This is a genomic window from Variovorax rhizosphaerae (assembly GCF_037889975.1).
Classification (GTDB): domain Bacteria; phylum Pseudomonadota; class Gammaproteobacteria; order Burkholderiales; family Burkholderiaceae_C; genus Variovorax; species Variovorax rhizosphaerae.
Genome location: NZ_JBBKZT010000012.1, coordinates 15,826 through 31,856 on the forward strand (window position 1 = coordinate 15,826; position 16,031 = coordinate 31,856).

The window sequence follows — 16,031 nt, forward strand, 5'->3', positions numbered from 1 at the left end:
GAGGGCCGCCCTTGAACGTCTTGATCGTTGACGACAACGAGTCTGCGGCCGACCTGCTGCAGGAGTTGCTCTCGTTGCAGGACCACACCGCCCGCTGCTGCTACAACGCGCGGCAGGCGCTCGACGCATCGGCCGCCGAACAATTCGACGCGGCGCTCATCGACCTCTCGCTGCCCGATCTTCCCGGCAGCGAGGTCGCCCGCTTCCTGCGCAGAAATGGCGGCGAACAGCCGCTGCTGGTCGCGATATCCGGCTATTCCGAGCAGGACGCCACCGGGGCCAAGGCACGCGACTTGTTCGACCACTACTTGCAGAAGCCGATTGATTTCGACGCGCTCGACCGCATCCTTGCGGCGCCGCGCGTGCGCGCTTCTGCATGAAGGCTTCGCCCAGCGCCAGGAGCTGGATTGCGGCGGGCGTGCGGCACGAGTTGCTGACGCGTGCGCTGCCCGCATTGCGCCACGACATGGTGGCCCCGGTGTCGGTGATCCGCATGGGGCTCCTGATGCTCAAGCGCAACGTTGCGGCCGACCCGATCGATGCCTCGACCTGCGCCCAGCGCCTGGAACTGGTCGAAAGCCAGGTCGGTGCGCTCGTTGCGGGCGTTCGATCGCTGCGCGACTGGGAACTGGCCACCACCGACGAGGGCATCACGCGCTCGGCCCTGGTGGCGCAGTGCGCGTCGCTGATGCGTGCAGCCTATGAGATGCAGGGTATCTCGCTTGAAATCGACCCCGCGCTGGAGCCCGTGGAGGGCGAGACGCATTGGCCGCAATCGGCGGCCTTGCGCTACCTGCTGCTCGGTGGGATGGGCCATCTGCATGACAGCATCCAGGGCCTCGGCGCGGTCCGCATCGCGCCGGAGGGTGAGCGTGCGTTGCGCCTGACCGCAGTCACGCACGACCCGGACAGCGCGCCGCGCGCCAGCGCCGATGCGCACCGCGCGCCACGCGCACTGGCCATCGATGCCATCGCCTTGCAGAGCCTTGCGGACGACCTCGGCTATGCCGTGACGCGGGACGATTCGACCTTGGTGCTGGAGTTCGGCGCGGCCTGACGCGCATTGCGTCGTTCGCGTGACTCCCGGCGCCGTTGCAGGCGCAGGAACGCCAGCAACCGGGTCTCCGCGGCAAGCAGCCGGCGCGCGCCGGATGCGGGGCCCGTGATCTTCTTCCATATCTCGTTCATCGCCCCCGCATCGGCCGCGAGGCTGCCGCCGAGCGCCAGTACTGCGGGATGCACGTAGGACTTCCTGCAGACCGCCGGCGTGTTGCCCAGCCGCGCGGCCACCGCCGCAAGAATCTCCTTGGCGCCCTGGCGTGTGTCGCCGGGTGTGCCGGAGGATGGCGCGCTGCAGGCCAGCCGCGTGAGTTCCAGCGCCTGCACGGTGCCATGCCAGGTGCGGAAATCCTTGGCGGTGAAATGGCCATCGGGTGCGGCTTCGCGCAGGTACTCGTTCACGTCGGTGGACGAGATGCTGCGCGGCGTGCCGTCCTCGTCTTCGTACTGGAAAAGCTCCTGCCCCGGCAGTTGCTGGCAGCGTCGCACCACCCCGGCCAGGCGCGGATCGTCGACGCGGGCCTCGTGCATGACGCCACCCTTGCCCCGAAAGCGCAGCGTCAAGGCGCCGCCACGCACGTCCGCATGCCGGTTGCGCAGGGTCGTCAGGCCGAAGGAGCCGTTGCTGCGGGCGTACTCGTCATTGCCGACGCGCAGGAAGGTGGTGTCCAGCAATCGCACCAGCGTGGCCAGCACCAGCGAGCGTTCCAGCGGCGCGCCGCGGCCAACGCGCAGGTCACGCGCGACGCGGGCACGGATGCGTGGCAACGCTTGGCCGAAGGCTTCGAGCCGGTCGAACTTGGCCTGGTCCTTCATTGCGCGCCAGCCGGCGTGATAGCGGTATTGCGTGCGGCCCCGCGCGTCCAGGCCGGTCGCCTGCAGGTGGCCGTTGGCGAGCGGGCAAATCCACACGCGCTGGTACGCCGGCGGGATGGCCAGTTGGTGGATGCGCGCAATTTGCGCTGCATCTTGCAGCCATGCGCCATGCGTATCCCTGTACCGGAATCGAGTGCCGGCCTTCACGCGCGAGAAGCCCGGCATGTCAGGCCTGACGTAGATCAGGCCCGGACCATCCTCTGTTCGAAGCCTGGAGTCGTCGCGCGTTGCGGGCATGCCGCAGATATTCCGCTGGACATCACCCACCCGTGTAGGACGCGTCAGACAGATGAAGTCCGCAATCTCTCTCCCCGATCCGGCGGTAACGCATAAAAACTAACGAACAATTTTTTTGAATTTTTGCAATAAGCCGTTCGTATTGCCCGTAGTACCAAGGACCCATACCATCGTCGTTCCGAGGTCTGCGGGTGTGTTGGATTTCACATGTTCGAAGATACTTTCAATAAGCATCGGATCAACGTCCGCCGGAGGCAGTAATAAATAATTGTTACTCAGTCGTGGCGTTTCCGTATAAAAATCTAGGGAGCGATTTCATGTCATTGCCAGTGTCACCGCCGCCGCACGCGCGCCTGGTCTCCTTTTGGCCTTGGTGCTGGTGAGGCGGGCGGCGTGCACGCAGCAGCAGACATGGCCAATTCGCCGGAGTCGTTCCGATTCAGTCAACATCCTGAGGGGCCAATGATCGGCATCGCGGGACAGTGTCAGTTGCCGGGCAGCGCAGGCGCGCGGGACGCGCGCCCGGGGGCGAGCCAAGCCGCCATCGCGCCCTCGAAGAACCCGCGGCGTCCCTCGGTAGGTCTGTTCCATTCGTTGAGGACCTGCAGGGCTGTCGCCGCCATCCTGCTGGTGTGCTGTCATCTTGCGGGCACCCTGGCCCTGCCCAAGTACTTCGGTCACGACGCGGAGTACTTGCGGCAGCTGTTCTCCCTGGGCGGGCCGGCGCGCGTGGCGTTCTTCTTCGTCCTCAGCGGTTTCATCATCACGTTCGTTCACCGCCAGGATTTCGGCGAGCCGCACCGGCTGCTGCGTTTCCTGCGCAAGCGAGCGGTGCGCATCTTCCCGATCTACCTGCTGATCTTCTTCAGCGTCTACCTGGTGGCCCTGGCCGTGCCGTCCCTGCGCGATGCCATGCCGAGCGACCTGATGGTGCTGTTGAAGGCGGTGCTGTTGTTGCCGCAGGATCCGGCCCTGGTCGGTGGCACGGGAGCACCCGTCCTCGTCGTGGCCTGGTCGCTGCAGTATGAGATGGTTTTCTATGCGGCCGTGGGGTTGGCCATCCTGCACCGTATGCTTTTCGCAGGGGCGGCCTTGTTGTTCGTGCTGAACATGGCGTGGAGCCTGTACGCGGTTGACCCTGGCTTCCTGGCGAGTTTCTTCGGCCACGAACTGATGCTCCTCTTCGCATTTGGCGCGACGGCGGCACTGATGGTCGGGAATGATCGGTGGTGGGTGCGCAACCCCGTGGCCGTGGCTGTGTGGGCGGGTGTGGTCTTCTTCGCCATCGGGGCGGCGTCCGAAGTCTTGAAGACCTTGCCGGAAGCGCTGGTCAACATCGGCTTCGGGCTGGCAGCAACCGTCCTGATCGTTGCGCTGGTCGGCGTGGAGCGCCTCAAGCCGCAACTGTTCGGGAACAAGTTGCTCGCTGTGATCGGGGACGCGTCCTATGCGATGTTCCTGCTTCATTTCCCGCTGATTGCGGTGCTCTGCAAGCTGGTCACGGGTCTCGGATGGACCGGACCGATCGGCATGCTCGTTGCGTTCGTGGGCATCTCGGTCGCCTGCATCGCCACCTCGGTGGCTTTTCACCTCTGGGTCGAGCGACCGCTGCTCAAGCGCTTGTCGGGCCCCGCGAAGCGAGTGACCGCGCTGCCCGGTCCCGCTGGCCGAGACTCAGGGCTGAGCGGGTTGCAGGTGCCGCACCACGTTGAAGTCGAACGGCGTCCATCGGCTCATCGTGACGCCGGCCAGGCGCAGGCCACGGCCGGTCCAGTTGTTGCAGGTCTCGATCATGCTGTATCGGCCTTCGGCCTCGTAGAAGGCGTCGGTGGCCCCGTAGCGCACGCCAGCGACCAGCGTGGCGCGGCCTTGCGGCAAGGCCGCGCGCACGTAGTCGCCCAGAATGGCGTACTGGCGCTGCGAGAGCGGCAGGCGATGGGCCCGCTTCGCGAATTCGGCGCGGCGCAGGTAGGTGACGTGCAGCACCGACTTGTGGAGGCCCGCGATGGCGCCGAGCGCGCGCCTCACCGTCAGGTCGCCCCAGGTCGGCGTGTACAGGTAGAAGTCGCGGTCGCCCCAGCCGATGGCGATGTAGTCGGCGTCGGGCGGCACGGCGCGGAAATCGGCGGGCGGAAAGAGCCCTGACCAGTCCGTGCCATGGCCGCGCACCGGAAACACGAGGTCGGTGTGTACGCCATTGCTCAGCACCCAGGCGTCGATGCTGCGCTCTTCCGCGGGCGGTGTCGGGTTGGCCGGCCAGAACATCAGGGCGCTCGCCACTGCGACGTACACCAGCGCTGCAAGCACCAGTGCCAGCAGCATCAGCGCGAACCAGAGGAGCACGCGCCACATAGGTTCAGAACAGCGAAGCCGTGGTGGCCGTCGCATCGCTGTCGGCGCGCACCTTCGTGCCGGACGCCGCCGCGGCGCCGGCTGCAAGCGCTTCATCGGCGCGCAGCAACGTGCCAACGCGCACGCCCAGCAGGCGCAGCGGGCGCTCCAGCGGCACGCGCTTGAGGCATTGGCCGGCAACCTGGCGGATCGTCTGGCCGTCGGCGGTGAAGCGGCTCATGGTGTGGTCCCGCGTGGCGGTCTTGAAATCGTCGTAGCGCAGCTTGATGCCGATGGTCTTTCCGACGTAACCCTTGCGCTGCAGGTCCTCGCCGACTTTCTCGCAGAGGTGCGTGAAGATCGCGCCGAGTTCGGCCCGGTCGCGCACGGCATGCAGGTCGCGCTCGAAAGTGGTCTCGCGGCTCATCGACACGGGCTCGCTCTCGGTCACCACGGGTCGGTTGTCGCGGCCCCAGGAGATCTCGTGCATCCAAGCGCCGGAGGCCTTGCCGAAGTGGGCGATCAGCCAGTCGCGCTCCCTCGCGGCGATCTCCCCGACGGTGCGGATGCCGAGCGCCTTGAGCTTCTCGTCCGCCTTCGGGCCGATGCCGTTGACTTTGCGCGCGGCCAGCGGCCAGATCTTCGATTCGAGGTCGCTCTCGTAGACGATCGAGATGCCGTTGGGCTTGTTGAATTCGCTGGCCAGCTTGGCGATGAGCTTGTTGGGCGCCACGCCGATGGAGCAGGTGAGACCGGTGGCCTGCAGGATCGATTTCTGGATCAGCCGCGCCAGCACGCGGCCGCCTTCGCGCTGGCCGCCAGGCACGTCGGTGAAGTCGATGTAGACCTCGTCCACGCCGCGGTCTTCCACCACGGGCGCGATCTCGCGGATGGTGTTCTTGAACAGGCGTGACAGGCGGCGCACCTCGTCGAAGTCCACCGGCAGCACGACGGCCTGCGGACACAGCTTGGCCGCCTTCATCATGCCCATTGCGGAGCCCACGCCGAATTGCCGCGCGGCATAGGTGGCCGTGGTGATGACGCCGCGACCGACGTAGTCCTTCAGCAGCGGAAAGGCTGCGACCGGCACCTCGTGCAAGGGCAGTTCGGCATGGTCGCGCGACAGGATCTCGTCCACCTTTCGCCGGCCGCCGCCAATCACCATCGGCAGGCCCTTCAATTGCGGATAGCGCAACAATTCGACCGACGCGAAGAACGCGTCCATGTCGAGATGGGCGATGCGGCGGATGGGCGGCGTTGATGTATCGGGCGGGGGCACTGCGGGCATTTTCGCGCGATGCCTGGTGTTCCGGATCAGCGCTTCTCGACAGTGACGAGCAAGGGCGATTCGAACATCGCCACCGGGGAAATCACGGGCTCGTCCAGCGGTACCCGGTCGCCGTAGCGCTCGCTCATCTTGGCGCGCACCGTCGGATCGTCGAGCTTGAAGTCGCGGATCTTCGCCAGCTCCCCAATGCGCACGCCGGTGGCGCGCTGGTAGAGCTTCCAGACCAACTCCGAACAATAAATACGCTGATCCGACCATTCGAAAGTGAGGTCGTACCGGCGGCCCGCGAAGGCACTCGTTCCCGCGCGCAGGCGTGCCAGCGCGGCCGGTGTCAGCACCGCGTCGGCGTCGCCCAGGCGCTTGACCACGTAGTGCCCGCCGTTGCCGCGTGCGGTCCATTGCGCCAGCGGGGTGTAACGCACCGTGTCGACCGCTTCGAACACGAAGGGCTTGCCGTCGCGGTACAGCACCATGCCCATGTGGCTGTAGCGAGAGCCGGTGGCGCGTTGCACCGCCAGGCTCTGGGCCGAGCGCGAGGTGTGGAAGATGATGTCGCCGTCCATCAACACGGCCGCGTGGAGGGCGCCGCCGCCGGCGAGAAGCGCCGCAGCGAGCGCAACGGCAGCGGGAATTTGCGATTTCGACATGGGGGATGAATTGTGCGCCGGGTGTCTTGCGCTGCGCGGTGGCTGCGGTCATCATCAACGCATGCAACCCGTTGCCTCCACGCTCTGGCACCGACTCGACCTTCCAGGCCATGATGCCTGCCGGCTCGATCGCCAGGGCGACGCGTGGCAACTCGACGGAACGTCCCTGTTCCGCCAGTCCGACGGGCGCATCGCGCAACTGCACTACCGGGTGCGCTGCGACAAGAATTGGCACACCCAATGGGGCACCGTGCGGGGCTGGATGGGCGGCAGCGCGATCGACTTCTCGGTGGCGCGGGGCGCGCATGGCGAGTGGAAGCTCAACGACGTGCCGGCGCACGACCTGGCGCATTGCGTCGACCTGGACCTGGGCTTCACCCCGGCCACCAACTTGATCCAGTTGCGGCGCCTCAACCTCCAGCCCGGCGAGGCTGCCGACGCGCCGGCGGCCTGGCTGGACGTGGAAGACGGTGGTTTGACCTTGCTGGCGCAACGCTATGAGCGCCGCGACAACAACAGCTACTGGTACCAGGCGCCGCGTTTCGACTACGCCGACCTGCTGCACGTGACGAACGAAGGTTTCGTGCGGGAGTACCCTCGGCTGTGGATGGCCGAGCGCTGACCCTGGCAATTCGCGCTGGCCCTCGCCGCTCCCTCCCCGAATCGCCGCGAGGAACCGTGTCGGCGGCATGGATACTGCGTGCGGCCTTTGTCCAGTGTGCTTGCTGTCCTACGAACAACTGCGCATGAAATCGCGCCTTCCTTGCCATGGCGGCGTTGCAAATTGTCGATACCTGCGGGTAGCGCTCTGGTTTGCGCTTGGCCCTGGCACGGATTGCATCCATTGCATCCAGCGTTCCAGTGCGCGCCCCAACAAGAACGGAATCCATGAAACGAACCGGACCCAGTCTCACCGCACGCGGCGTTGCCGCCAGCCGTGCAGCCCATCAACTGCTCGATCGGCCCGTGGTCATGGACGACCCGATCGCGGTGCCGATCATCGGCCGCGAGGATGCCGACCGCATTGCGCTCGGCGGGCGCTTCTTCGACAACGAGGCGGCGCGCGCGCTGCGGGCCTTCGTGGTGGCCCGCGCACGGTTTGCGGAGACTGAACTCCAGGCGGCGGTCGAGCGGGGTGTCGACCAGTTCGTCGTGCTCGGTGCCGGACTCGACACCTTCGCCTATCGCAACCCGTACAAGGCGGCGCAACTGCGCGTGTTCGAGGTCGACCATCCGAACACGCAGGCCTGGAAGCGCGAGCGCCTTGCGGAGGCCGGCATCGAGGCACCGGCCGCGTTGCGCTATGTGAGCTGCGACTTCGAACACCAGGACCTCGCGACGGAACTGGGCGCCGCGGGCTTCGAGCGCGACAAGCCAGCCTTCTTCTCGTGGCTCGGCGTCTCGATGTACCTGGCGCACGAAGTGGTCATGGACATGATGCGCTTCTTCAGGTCCTTGCCGGCGGGCAGCGGGGTGGTGTTCGACTACCTGGCGCCGGCGGAGAGCCTGGGCCTCGTGCGCCAGATCCTCATGAGCATGCTGACGGTGCAACTCGCGTGGATGGGCGAACCGTGGAAGTCCTACTTCGACCCGGCCCGGTTTGCCGAATCCCTGGAGGCGCTGGACTTCGCCCACGTGAGTGACCTGGGTCCGAACGAACTCAATGCGATGTACTTCCCGGATCGCCCCGACCAGCTCATGGCCGGCGGGCTGGGCCACATGATGACTGTGCGCGTCTGATACCACTTCGCCTTGGAGCGCATCACTGCGTCGGATTCCCTTGCGTGGGACGGCACGGCCTGCGGCGCGCTGCCTTGTCGAGCGCTTGATGGCAGTGGCCCGTGAACGAAATCGTGGCAGGCCGGCGCTTCGTGCATCGCTGCCCACTGTAGCGTGACAGCGGGCGTTTGCGAGCTTAGAACGTCCCGGGCACCAGGATGCTCGAATCCACCTGGTCGATCTGCGTCCGGCCGCAGAAGGCCATCGTGATGTCAAGTTCCTTGTGCAGGATCTGCAGCGCGCGCGTCACGCCTGCCTCGCCGAAGGCACCGAGCGCATAGAGGAAGGTGCGGCCGATCAGCGTGCCCCTTGCGCCGAGGGCGCGGGCCTTCAGCACGTCCTGGCCGCTGCGGATGCCGCCATCCATCCAGACCTCGATCTCGCGGCCCACGGCGTCCGCGATGGCCGGCAGAGCCTCGATGGAGGATTGCGCGCCGTCGAGTTGGCGCCCGCCGTGGTTCGACACGATCAGCGCATCGGCACCGCTCGCGACGGCCAGGCGCGCGTCTTCCACGTCCATGATGCCCTTGAGGATGATCTTGCCGCCCCAGCGCTTCTTGATCCATTCGACGTCCGCCCAGCTCAGGGCCGGGTCGAATTGCTCGGCCGTCCATGACGACAGCGAGGACACGTCGCCCACGTTCTTCGCATGCCCGACGATGTTGCCGAAGGTGCGGCGCTGGGTGCCCAGCATGCCCATGCACCAGCGCGGCTTGGTCGCCAGGTTGATGAGGTTGGCGATGGTCGGCTTGGGCGGCGCGGTGAGGCCGTTCTTGATGTCCTTGTGGCGCTGGCCGAGCACCTGCAGGTCCAGGGTGATCTGCAGGGCCGAGCAGTTGGCCGCCTTGGCGCGGTCGATCAACCGCTCGATGAAGTCGCGGTCCTTCATCACGTAGAGCTGGAACCAGAACGGATGGCCATTGGTGGCCGCCGCGATGTCTTCCAGCGAGCAGATGCTCATGGTCGACAGCGTGAACGGAATGCCGAAGGCCTTGGCGGCCTTGGCGCCGAGGATCTCGCCATCGGCATGCTGCATGCCGGTCATGCCGGTGGGCGCGATGGCCACGGGCATGGCCACTTCCTGGCCGAGCATGGTGGTGCGGGTCGAGCGGCCTTCCATGTTGACCGCCACGCGCTGGCGCAACTTGATCTTCTGGAAGTCGCTTTCGTTGGCGCGGTAGGTGCCCTCGGTCCAGGCGCCCGAGTCGGCGTAGTCGTAGAACATGCGCGGCACGCGGCGTTTGGCGATCACTCGCAGGTCTTCGATGCAGGTGATCTTGGAGAGGTCGGGCACTTCGCGGTTCCTGGCTGGTGTAACGATGCGGCGGGCCATTATCGGCACAGGAGGCAAGTCATGTGCAACCTTGGTCTTATGCGGGTTCAGGCGACTTTGCAATCAAAGCGCAGCGAAAGCCGGCGCGCCCAGGCAGTGCTGTAGCACGACAGGGCGACCCAACGCTGGGGTGCGCTTGAAGAAGAAGCCGTATCAGCGCGCAAGCAGCGACTGCGCCGCCTGCTGCAGCGGCGCGAGCTGGCCGTGGATCAGGCGCAGTTGCTCGGCCACCAGGCTTTGCGGCGCGTCGGCGGTACTGGTGTTCGTGGCTTTCGCCGCCAGCGCTGGGGCGACGTTGCTGGAAGTGGGCGACGCGCCCTGCACCAGGCTGCCGCCCAGCGCCTGCAGGAAGTTCGCGACCTGTTCGGCATCCGCCAGCAGCGCGCTCGACCGCTCGCCCGCAGCCAGTGCCTCGCGGTGCGCGCCCAGGCCCGAGAGGTAGTTGAGCACAGTGTGCGAATGCACCAGGAAGCGCAGGCCGCGTTCGCCTTCCTCCGCGCGTCTCCCGGGCTCGGTCATGAGGTTGTTCAAGGCCGTGGACAGCGCGGCATCGGCGTTGTGCGCATTGCGCCGTGCGAGGCGGTAGGCCAGGTCGTCGACGCGCCCGTCGCGGAACTGCCGGGCCAGCGCGCGCAGGTAGTTGGCCAGCGCCGCCAGCGAGCGGCCAGCCAATGCGTCGAGCCGGCGGCCTTGCCAATCCGGCAGCACCAGGAACACGGCCACACCCGCGAGCGCGCTGCCGATCAGCGTGTCCACCATGCGCGGCACGATCAGCACCTGGCCGTTGCCGGTCTGGTTGAAGCACATCAGCACCACAAGGGTCATCGACGCCGTGGCGATGGTGTAGCGCGTGGTGCGGGTGCTGAAGAAAAGCACCCCGGCCACCACGGTGAACATGGCCTGCAGCAACAGGCTCGGGAACAGGTCGAACAGCGCCCAGCCGATGGCAAGGCCGGCGATGGTGCCCGCCACGCGCTGCAGCATGCGCTGCCGCGTCGCGTTGAAGCTGGGCTGGCACACGAAGATGGTGGTCAGCAGGATCCAGTAGCCCTGGTGGGCGTGGATCGCGCGCATCACGCCATAGCCGGCGGCCAGTGCGAGGCTGAGCCGCAACGCATGCCGCAGCAGCGGCGACGAGAGCCGGAACTGTTCGCGCACGCGGCCCCAGGCATCGCTCCAGGAGCGCGGCGTGCGGTCATAGAGCGCGCCGTCGTTGGCGCCGAGTTGCAGGGCCGGATGGCTCGCGCCGGCGAGTTGCGCGTCGAGCGTGGACAGGTTGTCGGCCAGGGCCAGCAGCGAGGCGAGCAGTTCGGCCTGATGTGCTTCCTGATGCGCCTTCAGATGTGCGATGGCACTGCGCAGGTCGAGGAGTGCCGCGATGCTCTCGCTTCCCTTGGCGAAGGGCACGCGCAGCAGGATCGCACGCCCCAGCTCGCCGCAGGCGCGTCCTTGCACGCGCAGCAGGCGCTGGCATCGGAACAGCACGTCGCTGTGGAAGAAGGCGTCGATCAGCGCGTCGTAGGGCGTGTGCGAGGAGCTGGCCCGCTCATGGATGTCCTGCGCGATGAAGTAGAGGCCCAGGTACTCTTCCATGCGGTGGCTGGCGCGTTCGGCGTCGATGCGATTGAAGATGCCTTCCTTGGCCTGGTTGAGCGCCATGACGACGCGGCCGCTTTGCTGCGCAAGTCGCAGCCGGCGCACCTCGCCCTGGTCGTCGCGCACCGGCTCGAACAGGGTGGACTTGAGCCGCAGGTAGGCTTCGAGCTCGCGCATCACCAGTGCCAGGTACTGCTGCACGGGCTGGTGTACAAACAGCGCGCACCAGATCACCGACAGCAACCCATACCAGCTCGCGCCGGCCAGCAGCAACGCAGGCTCCAGCCAGAAGGCCTGGCCCACGTCGCCGCGCTGGTCCATGCCGATGGCGGTGTACAGCGCCAGGATCAGCGTGGCAAATCCCATGGCCTGGTAGCGCCGGCTGATGGCGCCCAGCATCGTGAGCGTGAAGGTGACCCCCATCAGGCCCAGGACGAACACGAGGCGATGCGCAAACGCGGCCTGCACCGCGAATGCCACCACCGCGAAACACACCAGCGTCCGCAGCAGCGCGCGGGCTCGGCCGCGCCAGTTGTCGTCGGTCTCGGCCAGCGCACTGGCCACCACGCCGAGGAACAAGGGCACGAGCAGCGGCATCTGGTCCAGCGACCAGCAGCCCGCCACCAGCACCGCCAGCGCGATTGCCACGCGAACGCTGTAGGCCAGGCTGTTGAGTGCCCAGAGGCGGCGCAGCGTGGAGGAAAGATTCAGGGAGAACATGGTGGCCTTCTGCCGCAACGATCATGCCGGCCCCGTCGCCGCGTCACAACGTTTCTTCATGCACGCCGCGCGGCGCGCAAGGCCCGGCTGCGCGACTCCAGGCCGCGCAGCACCACGTCGACCCAGGCCTCGAAGCCGCTGTCGAGCGGTTGCGTCTTGCCGCTCGACCAACGCAGCAGGAAAGCGCGGTTGCGCAGCGCGTCGAGATTGCGGCCGAGGTGGGGATGTTGCGCACGGTCCACCGCGTCGATCTGCGCGCGGCAGGCCGCTTCCCAATGGGCCGTGTCGTCCGTGGGCGCGCTCGACAGTTCCAGCGTGGCAAAGCCGCACATCGCGGCGATGACGACGTTGAAGGCGTCGACCAGCGTGTCGCCTTCGAAGCGTGCGTCCTCGAGGGCGGCGACCACGTGCTGCAGCAGGGGCGCATCGAAGGCCGCGTTGAAGGCCAGTTCGCTGGCCACCGCTGGCGCCAGGTTGGGATGCTGCCGCAAGGCCTCGCGAAAGCGCTGCAATACCGCGCGCAGGCGGGCTTGCCAGGTGCCATCGGACAGGCCGTCCGCAACGTCGGCAAGGGCGATCGCGATGGCGCCGGAGACCAGTGCATCGCGGCTCGGAACGTGCCAGTAGATCGCCGCCGGGAACACGCCGAGGTCGGTCGCGAGTTCGCGGATGCTGAAGGCCGCGAGGCCCTTGCGATCGATGAGCGCGAGGGCGGCCTGCAGGATGCGCTCGCGGCCCAGCGCCGGGCTCCCGCCGGCCGCCGCATCCTGCTTGCGCGGACGGCCGGGACGCGGTTTTGCGGGGACCGGCGTCTTCCTGGACGCGGCAGTTTTGCGCGGACTTGGCATCGGCGGATTGTAGTTGCGTTGATCGGTGTTCAATTTTAATTGAACGACGTACAATTATTTTTCGTCACCGTCGTTCCAACGCTTTCAAGGAGATCCACCGTGCCCATTCCCGCTACCCCGCCCGTCGGCCAGTTCGACGGTGGCTGCGTCTTCATCGATGGCGCGTATGCGCCGCTGTCCGAGGCCAAGGTCTCCTTGTTCGACTGGGGCTTCACCCGCTCCGACGTGACCTATGACGTGGCCACGACGTGGAAGGGCAGCTTCTTCCGGCTCGACGCGCACATGGACCGCTTCTTCAACAGCCTGCAGAAGATGCACCTGGCGATCCCGTATTCGCGCGCCGAGTTGCGCGAGATCCTGCACGGCTGCGTGCGTGCGGGCGGCCTGCAGGACGGCTATGTCGCGATGGTTTGCACGCGCGGCGTGCCACCGCGCGGCGCGCGCGATCCGCGCCTGGCGCAGAACCGTTTCTATGCCTACGCGTTGCCCTATGTGTGGATCGCCTCGCGCGAAAAGCAACTTGCCGGGATCGACCTGCACATCAGCGAGCGCCAGCGCATCTCGCCGGCCTCGGTCGATCCAACGGTCAAGAACTACCACTGGATCGACCTGGTGCAATCGATGTTCGACGCCTACGACCGCGGGCACGACACCAGTTGCGTGGTCGATGCGGAGGGCAACGTGACCGAGGGACCGGGCTTCAATGTGTTCGCGGTGAAGGATGGGCAGGTGTTCACGGCGGACTGGGGTGTGCTCGAAGGGATCTCGCGCCGTACGGTGCTGGAGCTGTGCGGGACGCTGGGGATTCCGTTGCGCGTGGGGCCGTTGTCGGTGGATGCCTTGCGTGGTGCGGACGAGGTGTTCCTCACGTCGAGTGGCGGCGGTGTGCTGCCCATCGGCAAGATCGACGGGCAAGCGCTGCCGCCGTTTCCTGGGCTGGTGACGACGCGGCTCCATGACGGGTACTGGGCGCTGCACGATGATCCCGCGTACAAGGATCCGGTCGATTACGGCAGCGGGGCTTGAGTCCGCGGGTGTCGTTTCAGTTCGTTCGGCGTGCTGCGGAGTCCGCCCGGCATGCGGTGCGCGCCGGCTGCCTTCACTGTGCCGGTCGCTTCGCGACTCCCTTGCAGTGCTCGCGTTTGGCGGGGTCCACATGAACTCGCTTCGCTCAAACAGCATGTGGCCCTGATCCGCCAAACGCTGCGCGCTTCAGCGGCACAGAGGCGGCATCCGACGCGCACCGCATACCGGGCTCCGGGGTCGATCAACGGGCGGTGACGTTGCGGGGCGGCACCGCCACGCGCGGCATCACGGCATCACGGCACCACGGCACCACGGCACCACGGCTCCACGGCACTACGGCTCCACGGCTCCACGACAGGCGACAGGCGACAGGTGGCAGGACGGCTGCGGCTGCTGCGGGCTGCAACGGCCACTCAGACCCAAAGCCATTGCAAGGAGCTTTCGGCCTTCGAGACGCTCCAACATCCGATCATCCCCAAGCCCGGTAGACCATGCCCTCCGGTTGCCGCCTCTGTGGCGCCGAGGAGCGCAGCGTTTCGCGGATCAGGGCCACATGCTGTTTGAGCGAAGCGAGTTCATGTGGACCCCGCGAAATGCGAGCACCGGAGGGGAGTCGCGCAGCGACCGCCACAGTGAAGGCGACCGGAGGGCATGGTCTGCCGGGCGCTCCCCGCGAAGTAAAGGAAAGGCCGCTTCAAAGCAGCAGGGCAAGTTCACGCCCGCAGATCCACCGATGCCGCCGGTCAGGATGCCTTCGGCACTTCCCGCATGCTTCCGATCACGCCGCCCTTGGGCAGCATCAGCGACAGCACGATGGTGCCAACGCTGGTCAGCAGCAAGGCGATGAAGGTGAGATGCAGTGCGCCGCCGAGTGCCAAGCGCGTCCCCGCATCGGCAGCCGCCTGCACCGTCGAATCACGAAGCAGATGCCGAAGCTGTTCCTCCGGAATCGCCTGCCCGCCATGCAGCCGTGCCAGCCCGAAGTTGAACACCGCGCCGAAGAACGCCGCACCCAAAGCGCTGCCGAGGTTGCGCGAGAACACGTTCGATGCCGTCGCGATGCCGCGCTGCGCCGGGTCGACGGACTCCTGGATGATGATCAACGAAGAGAGGCTCAACAGCCCCATGCCCAGGCCCAGCACGAACGAACCCACGCCAGCCACCATTGGCGGATGGCCCGGGCCCAGCAGCGCAAACATCGCCGTGCCCAGCGGCAACAGCATGCCGCCCACCAGCATCAAGCGCCAGAGCCCGACGCGCAGGAACATGCGTGAAGCCAGCGTCGCGCCGATCGGCCAGCCCAGCGTCACCATCGTCAGCATCAGCCCAGCGACCACCGGCGTCTGGCCCAGCACCACCTGCACGTACATCGGCACGAAGCTGGTCGCGCCCATCAGCGCCATGCCGCCGAGCAGGGCAGACCCGTTGAGCGTGGCCATGATGCGCGTGCCCCACAGCCGCAGCGACACCATCGGGTCGGCCGCGCGCCGCTCCTGCGCGATGAACAGCAGCGCCACGACAGCGAACAGGGCGGCCCAGGCCCAGCCCGCGCTCGCGTGCCCCAGCCCGAACTCGGTCAGGCCGATCATCAGCGCCGCGATGCCGACCGTGAACAGGATCGCGCCGACGATGTCGATCGATGCACGCCGGACCGTGGGCGCCTCGTGCAGGAAGAACCAGAAACCGGCCGCGGCCGCGATGCCGACGGGCACGTTCATCCAGAAGATCCAGCCCCAGTCGATGTTGGCCACGATCAGCCCGCCCACCAGCGGTCCCAGCACCGACGACGCGGCCCACACGCTGGCCAGGTAGCCCTGCACCTTGCCGCGTTCACGCGCCGAGTACAGGTCGCCGACGATCGTCAGCGCCATCGGCTGGACGGCGCCGGCGCCGATGCCCTGGAGCAGGCGGAAGGCGATCATGGCCGGCATCGACCAGGCGAAGCCGGCGAGCAGCGAGCCTGCCAGGAAGATCGCAATGCCGGCCAACATCACCGGCTTGCGCCCGTACAGGTCGGACAGCTTGCCGAACACCACGGTCATCGCAGTCTGTGCGAGCAGGAAGGACGCGAACACCCAGCTGTAGAGGCTCAGGCCGCCGAGGTCGGAAGCGATGCGGGGCATCACGGTGGAGACGACGGTGGCCTCGATCGCGACCATGGCCATCGAAGCCATGACCGCGGCGATGACCAGCGGGCGGTGGGTGTTCTTGTTCATGAGGTGGGTGTGGCGCCGCGCTGCAATTCCTGGTGTCCCGATGTGCGTCGATTTCCCGGCAGGATGGTTCAGGGA

At 66.9% G+C, this 16,031-nt stretch carries 13 protein-coding genes and 1 pseudogene; 6 read left to right on the forward strand and 8 right to left on the reverse strand.

Annotated features, from left to right (window positions below; genetic code table 11):
• Positions 1 to 11: 11 nt before the first annotated feature.
• Complete coding sequence (locus WKW82_RS24110; RefSeq protein WP_340344878.1) at positions 12 to 380, forward strand: response regulator; 369 nt, start codon at positions 12 to 14, stop codon at positions 378 to 380.
• Complete coding sequence (locus WKW82_RS24115) at positions 377 to 1,057, forward strand: hypothetical protein (RefSeq protein ID WP_340344879.1); 681 nt, start codon at positions 377 to 379, stop codon at positions 1,055 to 1,057. The genes WKW82_RS24110 and WKW82_RS24115 overlap by 4 nt, the downstream gene beginning before the upstream one ends.
• On the opposite strand, the gene WKW82_RS24120 is transcribed toward WKW82_RS24115, so the two are convergent.
• Positions 1,003 to 2,172 carry a DNA topoisomerase IB gene (locus WKW82_RS24120; protein WP_340344880.1) on the reverse strand — a complete coding sequence of 390 codons (1,170 nt, stop codon included), beginning with the start codon at positions 2,170 to 2,172 and terminating at the stop codon, positions 1,003 to 1,005. The two genes, WKW82_RS24115 and WKW82_RS24120, sit on opposite strands and share 55 nt — an antisense overlap.
• A gap of 462 nt (positions 2,173 to 2,634) precedes the next feature.
• Between WKW82_RS24120 and WKW82_RS24125 the strand changes: the two are divergent.
• Positions 2,635 to 3,747, forward strand: a pseudogene (locus WKW82_RS24125) (acyltransferase family protein); the annotation flags it as partial.
• Positions 3,748 to 3,846: 99 nt separating this feature from the next.
• Here the strand turns inward: WKW82_RS24125 and WKW82_RS24130 are convergent.
• Genes WKW82_RS24130 through WKW82_RS24140 form a run of 3 tightly spaced genes read right to left on the reverse strand, consistent with a single transcriptional unit; the run spans position 3,847 to position 6,438 of the window.
• Positions 3,847 to 4,620 carry a TIGR02117 family protein gene (locus tag WKW82_RS24130; RefSeq protein ID WP_340345189.1) on the reverse strand — a complete coding sequence of 258 codons (774 nt, stop codon included), beginning with the start codon at positions 4,618 to 4,620 and terminating at the stop codon, positions 3,847 to 3,849.
• On the reverse strand, positions 4,529 to 5,791 hold the full coding sequence (locus WKW82_RS24135) for a Y-family DNA polymerase (protein ID WP_340344881.1): 1,263 nt from the start codon (positions 5,789 to 5,791) through the stop codon (positions 4,529 to 4,531). The genes WKW82_RS24130 and WKW82_RS24135 overlap by 92 nt, the downstream gene beginning before the upstream one ends.
• A 26-nt stretch (positions 5,792 to 5,817) precedes the next feature.
• Positions 5,818 to 6,438 (reverse strand): YiiX family permuted papain-like enzyme, encoded by a 621-nt coding sequence (locus WKW82_RS24140; protein ID WP_340344882.1) that lies wholly within the window; start codon positions 6,436 to 6,438, stop codon positions 5,818 to 5,820.
• A 61-nt stretch (positions 6,439 to 6,499) separates the two neighbouring features.
• Between WKW82_RS24140 and WKW82_RS24145 the strand changes: the two genes are divergently transcribed.
• Positions 6,500 to 7,060: a putative glycolipid-binding domain-containing protein gene (locus WKW82_RS24145; RefSeq protein ID WP_340344883.1), complete on the forward strand. Its 561-nt coding sequence runs from the start codon at positions 6,500 to 6,502 to the stop codon at positions 7,058 to 7,060.
• A gap of 266 nt (positions 7,061 to 7,326) precedes the next feature.
• Positions 7,327 to 8,178, forward strand: coding sequence for a class I SAM-dependent methyltransferase (locus tag WKW82_RS24150; protein ID WP_340344884.1), 852 nt, complete (start codon positions 7,327 to 7,329; stop codon positions 8,176 to 8,178).
• 175 nt (positions 8,179 to 8,353) lie between these two features.
• On the opposite strand, the gene WKW82_RS24155 is transcribed toward WKW82_RS24150, so the two are convergent.
• The 3 genes from WKW82_RS24155 to WKW82_RS24165 form a co-directional block, all read right to left on the reverse strand.
• The gene (locus WKW82_RS24155; RefSeq protein ID WP_340344885.1) at positions 8,354 to 9,511 is read right to left on the reverse strand and encodes an alpha-hydroxy acid oxidase; all 1,158 of its coding nucleotides are present in this window, start codon (positions 9,509 to 9,511) and stop codon (positions 8,354 to 8,356) included.
• Between the two features lie 192 nt (positions 9,512 to 9,703).
• Positions 9,704 to 11,866 carry a YccS family putative transporter gene (yccS, locus tag WKW82_RS24160; RefSeq protein WP_340344886.1) on the reverse strand — a complete coding sequence of 721 codons (2,163 nt, stop codon included), beginning with the start codon at positions 11,864 to 11,866 and terminating at the stop codon, positions 9,704 to 9,706.
• Between the two features lie 56 nt (positions 11,867 to 11,922).
• Complete coding sequence (locus tag WKW82_RS24165) at positions 11,923 to 12,714, reverse strand: TetR/AcrR family transcriptional regulator (RefSeq protein ID WP_340344887.1); 792 nt, start codon at positions 12,712 to 12,714, stop codon at positions 11,923 to 11,925.
• A 99-nt stretch (positions 12,715 to 12,813) separates the two neighbouring features.
• On the opposite strand from WKW82_RS24165, the gene WKW82_RS24170 reads away from it, so the two are divergent.
• Positions 12,814 to 13,740 carry an aminotransferase class IV gene (locus WKW82_RS24170; RefSeq protein ID WP_340344888.1) on the forward strand — a complete coding sequence of 309 codons (927 nt, stop codon included), beginning with the start codon at positions 12,814 to 12,816 and terminating at the stop codon, positions 13,738 to 13,740.
• Between the two features lie 743 nt (positions 13,741 to 14,483).
• Here the strand turns inward: WKW82_RS24170 and WKW82_RS24175 are convergent.
• Complete coding sequence (locus tag WKW82_RS24175) at positions 14,484 to 15,956, reverse strand: MFS transporter (protein ID WP_340344889.1); 1,473 nt, start codon at positions 15,954 to 15,956, stop codon at positions 14,484 to 14,486.
• Positions 15,957 to 16,031: the final 75 nt, after the last annotated feature.